The sequence below is a fragment of the Chryseobacterium sp. 7 genome (assembly GCF_003663845.1).
Classification (GTDB): Bacteria; Bacteroidota; Bacteroidia; order Flavobacteriales; family Weeksellaceae; genus Chryseobacterium.
In genome coordinates this window covers 4,487,285-4,498,785 of record NZ_RCCA01000001.1, presented here as the reverse complement: position 1 = coordinate 4,498,785, position 11,501 = coordinate 4,487,285, and the positions used below count along the sequence as shown (strand labels likewise).

At 36.6% G+C, this 11,501-nt stretch carries 9 protein-coding genes; 4 read left to right on the top strand and 5 right to left on the bottom strand.

What is annotated here, in order from left to right:
- The first annotated feature begins 106 nt into the window (after positions 1-106).
- The 4 genes from CLU97_RS20590 (at position 107) to CLU97_RS20575 (ending at position 2,494) form a co-directional block, all read left to right on the top strand.
- Positions 107-445, top strand: coding sequence for a hypothetical protein (locus CLU97_RS20590; RefSeq protein ID WP_147436530.1), 339 nt, complete (start codon positions 107-109; stop codon positions 443-445).
- Positions 446-700: 255 nt separating this feature from the next.
- On the top strand, positions 701-1,774 hold the full coding sequence (locus tag CLU97_RS20585; RefSeq protein ID WP_121489583.1) for a phage/plasmid primase, P4 family: 1,074 nt from the start codon (positions 701-703) through the stop codon (positions 1,772-1,774).
- Positions 1,741-2,097, top strand: coding sequence for a primase-like DNA-binding domain-containing protein (locus tag CLU97_RS24425; RefSeq protein WP_121489582.1), 357 nt, complete (start codon positions 1,741-1,743; stop codon positions 2,095-2,097). Before CLU97_RS20585 ends, CLU97_RS24425 begins: the two co-directional genes overlap by 34 nt.
- Positions 2,098-2,152: 55 nt before the next feature.
- A complete protein-coding gene (locus CLU97_RS20575) occupies positions 2,153-2,494 on the top strand; it encodes a hypothetical protein (protein ID WP_121489581.1) in 342 nt (113 codons plus the stop codon).
- 431 nt (positions 2,495-2,925) lie between these two features.
- Here CLU97_RS20575 and CLU97_RS20570 read toward each other — a convergent pair whose 3' ends face one another.
- Genes CLU97_RS20570 through CLU97_RS20550 form a run of 5 tightly spaced genes read right to left on the bottom strand, consistent with a single transcriptional unit; the run spans position 2,926 to position 11,239 of the window.
- Positions 2,926-3,342: a hypothetical protein gene (locus CLU97_RS20570; RefSeq protein WP_147436529.1), complete on the bottom strand. Its 417-nt coding sequence runs from the start codon at positions 3,340-3,342 to the stop codon at positions 2,926-2,928.
- 1 nt (position 3,343) lies between these two features.
- On the bottom strand, positions 3,344-6,034 hold the full coding sequence (locus CLU97_RS20565; protein WP_121489579.1) for an RHS repeat-associated core domain-containing protein: 2,691 nt from the start codon (positions 6,032-6,034) through the stop codon (positions 3,344-3,346).
- On the bottom strand, positions 6,031-6,894 hold the full coding sequence (locus CLU97_RS20560; RefSeq protein ID WP_147436528.1) for a DUF6443 domain-containing protein: 864 nt from the start codon (positions 6,892-6,894) through the stop codon (positions 6,031-6,033). Before CLU97_RS20560 ends, CLU97_RS20565 begins: the two co-directional genes overlap by 4 nt.
- A 5-nt stretch (positions 6,895-6,899) precedes the next feature.
- Complete coding sequence (locus CLU97_RS20555) at positions 6,900-9,698, bottom strand: hypothetical protein (RefSeq protein WP_121489577.1); 2,799 nt, start codon at positions 9,696-9,698, stop codon at positions 6,900-6,902.
- A gap of 5 nt (positions 9,699-9,703) precedes the next feature.
- Positions 9,704-11,239, bottom strand: coding sequence for a T9SS type A sorting domain-containing protein (locus tag CLU97_RS20550; RefSeq protein ID WP_121489576.1), 1,536 nt, complete (start codon positions 11,237-11,239; stop codon positions 9,704-9,706).
- Positions 11,240-11,501 lie beyond the last annotated feature (262 nt).

Genomic DNA, 11,501 nt, shown 5'->3' with positions numbered 1-11,501 from the left:
GAGTTTTTGTTTTTTGCGGAATGCTTTATTCCTCGATTGTTCCGCATTTCCCGCCATAGCTTTGTAAACAGATTCAGCAACGAAGCTGGATAATAAAAAAAGAAATATGGTAAAAATTTTACAAGAATTTAAAGAAATGCTAATGAGCATTGCAGGTGAACTCAAAGAACTGAAAGAAACAGTCCGAATGTCAACGATTCTGAACAAAGAAGTACTGGACGTAAACGAAGCTGCCGTACTCACGGGTTATAAGGTAAGTTATCTTCATAAACTCAGCAGTGTCGGAACAGATTTACCCATTTATTCATCTTCTGGTAATGGGAAACTTTACTTTAAAAGACTGGAACTGTTGGAATGGATGACAAAACATAAAAGAAATAATTTCAATGATTTTCAGAATCAGGTAGATGATTATTTCTCAAAAAAAGGTAAAAAAGCAGCATAATAAACCTTATGCACTGGTGTACAAGGCTGGGAAAGCAGAATCTTTGCTACTACACCACACACCATGCCGTGCGCATACTGTAAAAGCCTTATAGACACCTGAAGAATCAACTAAAAATTTAAAGAAATAAACCAAAGACATTGCAAAAACAGCCGTGTATAGCCCTTGCTATGTCTTTTTTTAAGAAAACAAAGAAAAAAATGAACAAAGAAAAACCAGTACAATCTCAACATGAGATTTTAGAAAAATTATTGAATGAAATCATGTCGTAGATTTCAGACGTTTTTGAACTTACCCGAAAACGAGAACATAAACAAAAACATCTTTTGTAGGTATAATAAAAACCTGAGCGAGGTTGCAAAGGCTAATCAATGGAGCTTATGCAAAAGCTTTGATTATACTTATATCTATAATGGACAGTACTGTAAACAGCTGGATAAAGACGATTTAAAAGACTTTTTAGGTAAATGTGCCGCTAAAATGGGTTGCCCTGATTATGATGCTGCTCATTATGAGTTCAAAGACAAACTATTAAAGCAGTTTTTGACCGACTGCCATTTATCACAGCCAGTCCCTGATGAAAATAAAATGATAATCAATCTACAGAATGGGACTTTTGAATTTGAAAATGACTCGTGGACGCTTCGTGACTTCGATTCAGCGGATTTTATGACCTATCAGCTCCCGTTTTGCTATGATGAGACAGCCACTTGTCCGATGTTTAACGGTTATCTGGACAAAGTTTTACCTGATAAAGAAAGTCAGATGATATTACAGGAATTTGCCGGGTATATTTTTACCAAACTGAATCTTGAAAAAATGTTGATGCTTACGGGTTCGGGGCAAAACGGGAAAAGTGTATTTTTTGATATAATATGCGCTTTGCTTGGCAGAGAGAATGTCTTACAATATACGCTAGGGGCATTTTCAAGCGAGTACAACAGAGCGAAATTGACGGATGTATTGCTTAATTACAGCAGTGAAAAAGGAACTGATGTAAACCCCGATACTTTTAAAGCGTTAGTTAGTGGTGAGCCGTTACAGGCAAGAGAGCCGTATGGCAGAAGCTTTACTTTGCATAATACCGTCAGATTTATCATCAACGCCAATGAACTTCCTAGTGAAATTGAGCTTACAGATGCCTTTTTCAGAAGATGGATTATTATTCCTTTTGAAGTTCAAATCAGCGAAGAAGAAAAAGATATTGATTTGTCTAAAAAAATAATTGCAAATGAATTAGCAGGAGTTTTCAACTGGCTTTTACAGGGGCTTGATAGAATTGTTAAAAACAGAAGATTTACCATAGCGAAAAAGTCAATAATGCAATAGGTGAGTTTAAATGGCAGTCTGATAAGGTTAATTTGTTTATAGATGAATTTAACTATACGGCATCGGATACAAACAAAGTTCATTTATCCGACCTGTATAAAGACTATAAGCAGTTTTGTCAGGATGACGGTTATAAGCCGTTGGGAAAAAATAAATTTTCAAAAAACTGGAAAACAAAAAATTTGAAAAATCCAGAGCGAGTAATGGCTCTATTTGTTTTGGTATGGCTTCCGCTCAATCAGATAATATTGATGATTTTTTGCCTTTCTAAAAAAAAGATTTGTTTTTACGATTCAGTTTTTCAGTTTTTCGGGGTGTTATGAAAAACTGAATTTCTGAACCCTGATTTAAACATTTTTTTTTCAAACAGATATAAATATGATTAGAGAAAAATATATCATCAACAGAAAGACGGTACAGGATTTTGAAAATGAGATCGGCTTTGAGATTGAATCTGATTATGTTATTGTATTATACGACAAAACAGATGGTTCAGTACTAGGAGAGATCTATAGTAAGTTTGACGGCTGGCTTGAAGTAGATATTAACCCGGAGTATGAGATACAGCCTTTACAGGTAGAAATATTCTTACTACAGTTTTTAGATCGTGAAAATGATCCTGTATGGAATCTCTGTAAAAAAGATCTTTCGGATATTCACATTGTAGATAAAGCACTGTCAAAATGGAAAGATAGAATTGGGTATGTTTATTTGAATTAGTTGTAAGTATGAAAAAAAAGATTTGTTTTTACGATTCAGTTTTTCAGTTTTTCAGTGTGTTATGAAAAACTGAATTTCTGAAGCTCATTTTAAACATATTTTTTTTCAAACAACCTCAACACATATTAATGTTTTTGCTGTTATGGAATAATCACATCTCACATCTCACATTTTACAGATCTTACTCTAACCGATATGTTTATTTGAATTAAACTACATAGTACTATCTAATGGGCAAAAATAACTTATATTCAGCAGTAAAAATAAAACAGGCAACCATAATAGATTGCCTGTTTCTTAATTATCAAATATCTCAAACCATTTTCGTGGAGTGATCAAAGTTAGAGCATGAAATCCAATGCCCTAATTTATTACCAAATTGTTTGGAACATTACCTGTCTCCACAATAATAACCTTAATATCAAGTCATTTTATTTTTTCATTTCAACAGATGTTTTATGCATTTCTCTTTGCTTGAAAATTCTTTCTCTACTGATATTAGCCTTATAAATAAATAAACCAAGAGTAAAGAGTACTATAATAAAAAAATAATAATAGTACTTTTTATTATAGTCATAATTTTCATTAAAATCCTCAAAGCCTTCTTTATAAAGATAGGAAGCGCTAATGATACCGATAACAACACAAGCAATCACGTATGCCTTTCCGGAAAGTGTAGTGTAGTTAATATCATAATATTGGTAAACCAAATCATAGATTGTTGTTGCTAAAACAGAAATTAAAACTAAAAAGACTCCAAAAGTTGTATATTTTGAATATGACTTTCCTTCTTTTCTATAATAAAAAGTATAAATATGATAAAAAAGCAATCTTATAAATCTAATCATTTTAAAATAGGGGTTTACCATCGTTACCATATGTTTCATAAAGTGCCGTTATGGCAAAATAGCCTACCGATACCCAAGCTGTAGCAGGAAAAAAGCCTGCAACTCCCATCAATCCATCAACAACAGCTCTAGTACCTGAGATTTTACCCTGGCTATATTGATAAGCTGTATTTGTTAAACCAACAATACCAACAGTTGTTCCTAACCCTTTTAAAACTGTTGAAGCAGTTCCCAATGCTTTAGCAGAAAAAGGTAGTTTTGTACTTATGATTTCTGCAAAAATACGACTTTTTGTAATATTTGAAGCACCATTCCAGTTTGATAGTCCTTTTTCTGCTACTGTGGAACCTGCCTGTATCATTCCTGCAAATTGTGATACTTTAATTGGATTACCTTGAATCCAGTTGAACGAATTATCGATAAGACTATTTTGCAAACCATCGGCAATTTTAAACATATTAGCTACCATTTCTTCTGATGTATTAGCATCTCCTTCTTCTCCTGCCATCCAATAAGTTAGATATCCGTTCTTTGAAATAGTTGAATAAATTCCTCTTTTTTCCCATTCACTTCGAAGTCCATCTAATAAAGAGTAATCTACTTTTCCACTTCCACCGCCACCGTCTCCAGGATTTATTCCAAGAAAATTGGTAGCATATTTAGGTTTAAATGATGCACCAAGAAAACCATAGGTCTGGCCTGATGTATCGGTAATATGCCCTGAATCATCCATCCATCTTCCATCAGGATCTCTCATTAAAACAGGGTTGTTAGCAACATACGCAAAAGGACTGGTCGAGGTATAGGCTTCTGCCAACTGGTCTATTCCGTTCCATCTTCCAAGATCAGGCATATACTGTCTCCATCCGTAGTCAAACAATCCTGTTTCCTGAAGTTCTTTGCCATTATATTTATAACTGTAGAAGCTTCCAAAACCTGAATTGCTGAACGAATTTGAAATATGGTTCAGTCCAAAAGGATAATAATTGTTGGTATCTATAATTTCAGGAGCACCTTCGCTGTTTTTTGCAAAACTTACCCTGGCATTTCCAAGGTGGTCTATGTACTGGTAAATATAGCGGTTTTCTGTGAAACTGTAATATCCTGCTGCTGTGGAAACAAAATCCAGCTTCCATTCTGGGGTTGGATTTCCAGGAAATACAAATGATGCATTTCTATAAGCCTGCTGTTCAAAGGCACTTTCCGTTCTGCATTCAAGACATATTCCGCCTCCTTCGTTGTAGGTGTACTGGAAGCCATCCAGATAGTCTGTAATACGGGTGGTGGTAGATCCTCTTGGGGGTGCACTGGAATAGGTTTTACGCAGTTTGGTTCCGTCTGCACGGTAAAGATAGTTCATCCTGCTGTTCAGCGTCAGCCCAAATCCGTCTGACTGCTGAACAGTGTACTCAGTGGAAAGGTTCAGATAATTGTATTGGATGGATTTGATTCCTTTATCCAGCATATCTTTCATGTTCCCGTTCTGATCATAGGTAATAAGATTATTTCCGCCTTCATACCCTGAATCATTCAATGCATTTTCGGTTACTTTAGTCAATTGATTTCCAGTATAATCATATACCAAGTCATCTGCCTGTGTGGCTGTACTTCCGTTCACAGGGAAGGCATTTCTTTTTAGGGTCTTGATGTTTCCTCCCAGATCATAAGTAAGGTGCTCATTGTAATAATTGTTAAAGGGAACCGTAGCATTAGGTTCAGAATAGACAGCATCCTTTAGCCTGCTTAGCCCGTCATAACTGTAATTATACCTTTTCAGTATATCTTCGGAAGCATTTTTCCAGTCTACTTCTGTGATTATTCCTGAGAATTTTCCAGGAGCTACATTGGAGTTTACCGGACTGGAATATTTCATTTCATATCCAAACAGTTTACCGTTCAGATTGGAAGGATCATTGATCTTAGTATTCCATCCCCTGATATTATAAGTATAGTCAATGCTCTGTAATGGCTGGGAAGGATTGGTTCCCCCAAGTTTTTTGTTTTTCAGCTGTGAAAGCTCATTGTATTCATTCTGTACCAAAATTTCTTCTGGATTAGAATCAATTTGGTGTTTATGCACCAACAATCTGTTCTGGTGATCATAGGTAAAAGTCTGTGTGATTACTTTTTCTGGATCTGTTGCCAGTCTTTTGTGCAGCACTTTACTTTGTTGTATCATACCAGCAAAGTCAAGTAATAATTCTGTTTTGGAATATCCGCCTAAATGATTAATAGAATGAGCTCCAATCACTCTTCCTTTTCTGTCATAATAGGTATAGGTTTTTGTCCAGCCATCATCTTCAATATTCTTTACAAGGCTGAGTACAGGAAGTCCTTTTGTACTCTTTCCATCTGTGGTAGGGGTGTCTGTCAGTACAGTTTGCCCCATAATACTTGAAGGTACAGGGGGATTAAAGCCATACTGCTGAGGATAAGAATCATAATACGTAACAGACAAAAGCGTATTGAGCCCCCAATTCATATTGGTATAATAATAAGGCATTCCATTTGCTGTCAGAGGGGTATTATCCCTTCCTTCAAGGACAGCTCCCCCAAGGATCTGATTCTGCATCCCGATCCTACTATTATTAGACTTTACGATTCCTGTATAAATAGGTCTTCCCAACACATCGTATTTATAGATGATCCAGTCGAAAGTTTTCCTTAGATTCGCATCCTGGGATAGAATCATTCTGTCCGCTTGTCATACACCATAAACTCCCAGCCTTTTCCTGGAATTTTCTTTTCCACGAGTCTGTTCCAGCCATCATACCGGTACTGGTAGCATAAATTATCTACCATATCTAGGGTTAATGCAGAAGCTGAAGCTAATGGAGGAAGGGTATAAGCCAGTCCGCCATATTCGTTGTAAATATAGTACGTATCTGCATTCTGGACTCCGTCTTTTTTTCTGGTTAAGATGGTCTGTCCTTTCTTATTTTTAAATTGGGTGGTTATATTACCGTCTTCATCTGTAACCGTAGATTTATATAACGTGTTTTCAGCGTAGGTTCCTGAAAGACTCAACTCGCTGTTGGTTCGTCCCTCTATCCAGCTTGTAACTACACTATATTTTTTTACCGCATCTGCTGAGGTATTGGCATCATATGAAAACTGTACGGGATGTCCAGACCAGTCGTTCCCGACCTGTTTTTGCTGTAATGATCTTCCCAAAGGAGACGATTCCAGTACTTTTTCAGCATAGATTTTTTCATTTCCGTAAAGAGAAGAAGCATTAGAAAGCGGGTCTGCATATAAAGCTCCATTCTGTGTCCCTGACTGCGGAACAGGAAGGTAGCTTTTTACCTGTCTTCCATAGGTGTCATATTCCACAGGAACAGCAATATCTTTTCCTGAGGGTGTTGCTTTTACAGCGATATTCTGCTTCACTCTTCCCAGCCCGTCAAGATATTGTACGGTTTCTGTTTTTTTGGAACAGTCTTCTGTTAAACAGGTTTTCTCATAAATATAATTTTCTGTCTGTGTAAGGTTGGTCTGTGCATAAGTAAAGCCAACCACAAACAAATTTAGGAGTAGCGTTATTTTTTTCATTGTGTTTAGTTTTTGTAGTTGTATTGGTATTCTTTCAGCGTTACCCCATTCATATCCACTATTTTCTGTAACCTGTTATTAGCGTCATACTTATAGATTACCCTGATTCCATTAGGTGGAGTAGTGGTGGTGGTTCCTATGAGAGGATCATAGGTGGTGGTGGTGATCTGGAAGTCCTTCAATGCTGCTGTTTTTCTGAAATTATCCAGTGCTGTAAGTAGTGCCTGCTCATTAGCCGGGTTTTGAGCATCTGCATTGGAAGCATCTACAATAGCCTGAATATAAGGAGTTACCTGTGCATATGTTGCTCCTTCTATCCTGGCAATAGGCTGTGTTTTGTCATATCCATACACAATAGCTGTAGGGATGCCTACGGAAGACGTTAATTGCAGGAGGTTTCCTTTTTCGTCATAGAGATCAAATTTCATTGTTGTTTTTGTCGTTCCGTCACTTAGGTTAGTAGCCAGCACCGAAGTAGGTAACGTACTGCCTGCATTATCATATTTTGTCTCCGCTTTGGACACTGTTTTTCCGTCATTTTTTTCTTCCGCTAGAACAGGAGCGTCTAAAATATGAGCGTTAGAAAGGTTGGCATATCCCGTTTCAGGATAGGTATAGAATTGTTCTACGGTATTCCCGTCTACTATATTTTTAGTAGATGCTACGCCAAAATTGAATGCATTGAAATTGGTTTCCAATTTCTCTTCTATACTTTGTCCGTTATCAAAATAAGAAATCGATGTATTCACCGTTTTCTTCAGCCATCCTAATTTAGAATACACATCCTCAAAAGGATTATAGTCCGAAGCTCCCGGAATATCAGCAAATGTATATTCACTTTTCTCTAAAACCAGTAGTTTATTCTGGGAATTATAGACTTCTTTTTTGTCTAATAGCCCTCCACTTGTAAAAGCATAATATGGCCAATACATTTTACTGGCTCCATTCACTGTATATGGTTCCTGGGGATAATCATCAGGTGTCTTATAATAGTATTTTATATATCCGTTACTGTCATTGTCATTGGTGACTTTAACATTTTTATAAAGTAAATAAGTATTGGCATTTTGATCTATTTCAGGAAAATAAGCATATCCAGAAGAAGCATTGCTGTCTGAAAAACTATTATACTCGAACTTGGTGGTTTTTGTAGGAGTAGCATCTGTTTTACTGTTGTAGTATTTTATACTCGCAATTCTTACTCCCCCAATTTGAGTAGAATTTTTAAGTGGAAGCGGAAGGTGAGCAATTTGAAATATATGAGCTAAGCCTCTTCCACCAGAACCTGTTACTCTTAGTTTATAATTTCCCGGGGCTAAACTAAACTCTCTTGTAATTGTATTAGCCCCACATGTTGTTCCAAAAAACTGTTCGCCATTATTATTAGTAACATAATAGTCGACATATGGAGGAGTATTGGTATCCCAATATAAAGGGGGTGTAAATAATTCGTCATAACCAAATGCTATAAATATTTTTCTTGGTTTGGTTCCTGACACTGTAAACGAATAGTCAGTTGCCTGATTGGTATTATATATTATATCCTTTGTTGGTTCCAGATACTGAACTGCAGGATCTGCATAATTATCACCATCCATAATAGTGTTAAGATAATTTGGATCCGCTCTGTTAAAATACATCTGATGTGGCTCGAAATTATATTCAACGACTCCTCCAGAAGGATTGATCACCTTTTTTAAAACTTCGATATTACCAGGTAATGCATTACCATAGCTTGGACATAGAACTGCTAAATTGATTCCAGGATATGAAGGCTCACCATAAGAAACATTACTATATGTAAATTCTGTAGTCTCTGTTCCTATCGAATTTCTATTCAGCTTTTTCAGTTTGTTTAATGTTCTTTTATAAGCATTAATATATTCAAAGGCATATCCCGAAATAACATGGTTATAATTATCTTTTAAAATGATTTTATCTACTTTATAAGGGTCATTCATTGTACCTTCCATTGAAGGCTCATACACGTTATCAAACTCTATCTTTCCATATCCCGGAGAAGTAATCGTTTTTAGCTTGCAGGTTTCATATAAAAGGGTAGTTCCATTGGTCTTATATTTTATATCTTTCTGATAAGAAAAATTAGCCAGTTCAATATTATTAGCATCTTTTATTTGTGTTAAAAAGAAGGCTGATTTATAAATTCTCCCTCCACGTGCATTAGAATCAGGATTCTGATTACTTCTGCTGTAATCATTAAAGATATATTGTATTCCCTTCGTGTCTGTTATTGTAAATGATTTTATAATAAGCGTTGCATTATTGCTTTCCGGCACATAATTGATTCTAACCTTATTTGAAGATAAATTAACGAGTTCAAAAGTATTGTTTTGTATATTTCTTTTAAATCTTAATTTTCCTGAAGCTCCAGGTAAACTATAGTAGTAAATATCATCAAAATTATTTTTTTCATAACCGCTTACACTGGCATTATCATACATTTCGTCAACATCTCCAACAATACTTCTGGAAATAACACCTCCTGCAAATAACGACCAACCATTACCAACCTGACTCGCTGGTTCATTTTCAGAAGCATTCATAGGGTTGTAAGATAATCCCACATTTAAGCTCACTCCGCTATTATAAGTGGGTAATCCCAACAAAGAAAATGAAACATCAGAAAGCCCTGTGGCATTGGAAACAGGAGTATTGGCATAGGTAGCAAGGGAAGAAACGGAAGGTACTGGTTTGGGAAAATCTCCGAAATTCACTTCTTGCTGGGCATAAAGCTGCCCCATACCAGCAATAAGAATTGCCAGTGAAATGATTGTTTTTTTCATCTTGTTTATTTCTTTATGAGTTTGGCACTAGCCGTTTTATTAGTATCAGTTTTGATAGTCACCAGATAGGCACCCTGAATGAGTGCCTGGGTGTTTAACTTGGTGACTCTGTTTTTGGTTGTAAGATTTTGAAGCTGTCTTCCGGACATATCATATAATAGAATATCAGCATCCTTAAAATCAAAGCCTATTTCTACGTAAGCATAATCAGAGACTGGGTTCGGATAGATCTTGATATCATACTTTTCAATCAGATCACCTACCTGCTTATCTCCAAGCTTTACAATCTTCCAGTTTTCTTTTCCCAGCTCTTCTGCGCTCGTTCCTGCAATTACGATTGATCCGTCACGGTTAAGCTTCAGGTCAGATAACCTTTCTTCTTTTTGTCTGGATTCACCTTTGACATGTTTTTTCCATGATTCGTTCCCTAGCTGATCAATGTACAATAGCCAAAACGTCTCGTCATCGGCTTTTATCCTGCCTTCAGCCTGCGTATAGCCACCTAATAATACGCCTTTTATAGACTTATCATCCGAAGACTGAATCACACTCATTCCCATCAGAATATCCCTGTTTCCAAAGCTGTAAGACTTCTGGAACCCTTCATTCCCGTTTTGATCTAAAGCAATAACCCATAAATCAGTTCCTTCTTCTATTCCTTCGGTTTTATTGCCTGATCTTTCTGATCTGGATTCTCCACCGATAATGTAACCCGTTGCTGTTAACGCAAGTGTTCTTATATGATCATCACCTTTTCCTCCAAAGTTCTTCTCCCATTCTACTTTTCCATCTTTTGAGAGCTTGACAATCCAGTAATCTCCTTCCCCGTAGTTTTCTGTTTTCTTTGTGCCACCGATACCGCTTCTGGAGTATATTCCGAGTAATGCTCCTCCATCCCGTGTAGGGATCATCTTCTCGACCTGGTCTAATCCTTTCGATCCAAAAATAAATTGGGAGAGTTCTTTTCCGTCTTTATCTAATCTAATGACAAGTACATCTTTCGAACCGTAGCCTTTAGGAGAGTTTTGCACGTTGCCAGCTACAAAGAATCCCTGATCTGTAGTCTGAATTACAGCTCTTGCTTCTTCATCTGCTAAAGTTCCAATAGTTTTTTGCCATAGCTCGTCTCCAAATTCATTAATTCTAATGAGCCAAACGTCTGAACTGCCTTTAGAATCGTCCTTTTTATCCAGTCCCTTGTTTGAATATGACGTGCCTGAAATCAAAAAACCACCATCCTGGGTCGTGACAGTTGAAGATAGGTAGTCGTGATTGTTTCCAGAGAAGTACTTTTCCCAGATTTGGTTTCCCTGCTGATTCAATTTGATCAAGTGAAAATCGTAGCCGTTGTTCTGCTTACTTCCTGCTCTTGGTGGCTGTATGGAGCTTCCTGTGATCAGGTACTGGCCGTCAATTGTTGTTGTAATCTGGCTTAAAAAATCCTGCGAACTGGATTTGATGTCCCGTTGCCAGAGTGTCTGCTGGGCGGACATTGTGAGGGAGGTGCATATTATACATGCACTAAGGTACAGTTTTGTCATCCTTTGTTGTTTTATGTTAAAAATTGCGCAAATATAAAGATATTATTATTGATCTTTATTTGTTTTCAAAGATATACAGTCAAAGCGTCAAAACTTGACGTGTTATCTCTGAATTTTCCCGATTAGTGGGTTTGGATGGATTTGGGAGTAGTGTAATAATAAGTATAGATATTTATAGTACTATGGTATTATCTTCGAGGTTTTTTGTCAGCCCCTCTTTTCATCGGTGTTTACAGAAGCCTTGTATACAAAGACACAAGGC

What these genes read in the sequence shown, in the direction of transcription:
- CLU97_RS20590 (WP_147436530.1), top strand. Translation starts at nt 107, where the DNA reads ATGGTAAAAATTTTACAAGAATTTAAAGAAATGCTAATGAGCATTGCA.
- CLU97_RS20585 (WP_121489583.1), top strand. Translation starts at nt 701, where the DNA reads ATGAAATCATGTCGTAGATTTCAGACGTTTTTGAACTTACCCGAAAAC.
- CLU97_RS20575 (WP_121489581.1), top strand. Translation starts at nt 2,153, where the DNA reads ATGATTAGAGAAAAATATATCATCAACAGAAAGACGGTACAGGATTTT.
- CLU97_RS20570 (WP_147436529.1), bottom strand. Translation starts at nt 3,342, where the DNA reads ATGATTAGATTTATAAGATTGCTTTTTTATCATATTTATACTTTTTAT.
- CLU97_RS20565 (WP_121489579.1), bottom strand. Translation starts at nt 6,034, where the DNA reads ATGATTCTATCCCAGGATGCGAATCTAAGGAAAACTTTCGACTGGATC.
- CLU97_RS20560 (WP_147436528.1), bottom strand. Translation starts at nt 6,894, where the DNA reads ATGAAAAAAATAACGCTACTCCTAAATTTGTTTGTGGTTGGCTTTACT.
- CLU97_RS20555 (WP_121489577.1), bottom strand. Translation starts at nt 9,698, where the DNA reads ATGAAAAAAACAATCATTTCACTGGCAATTCTTATTGCTGGTATGGGG.
- CLU97_RS20550 (WP_121489576.1), bottom strand. Translation starts at nt 11,239, where the DNA reads ATGACAAAACTGTACCTTAGTGCATGTATAATATGCACCTCCCTCACA.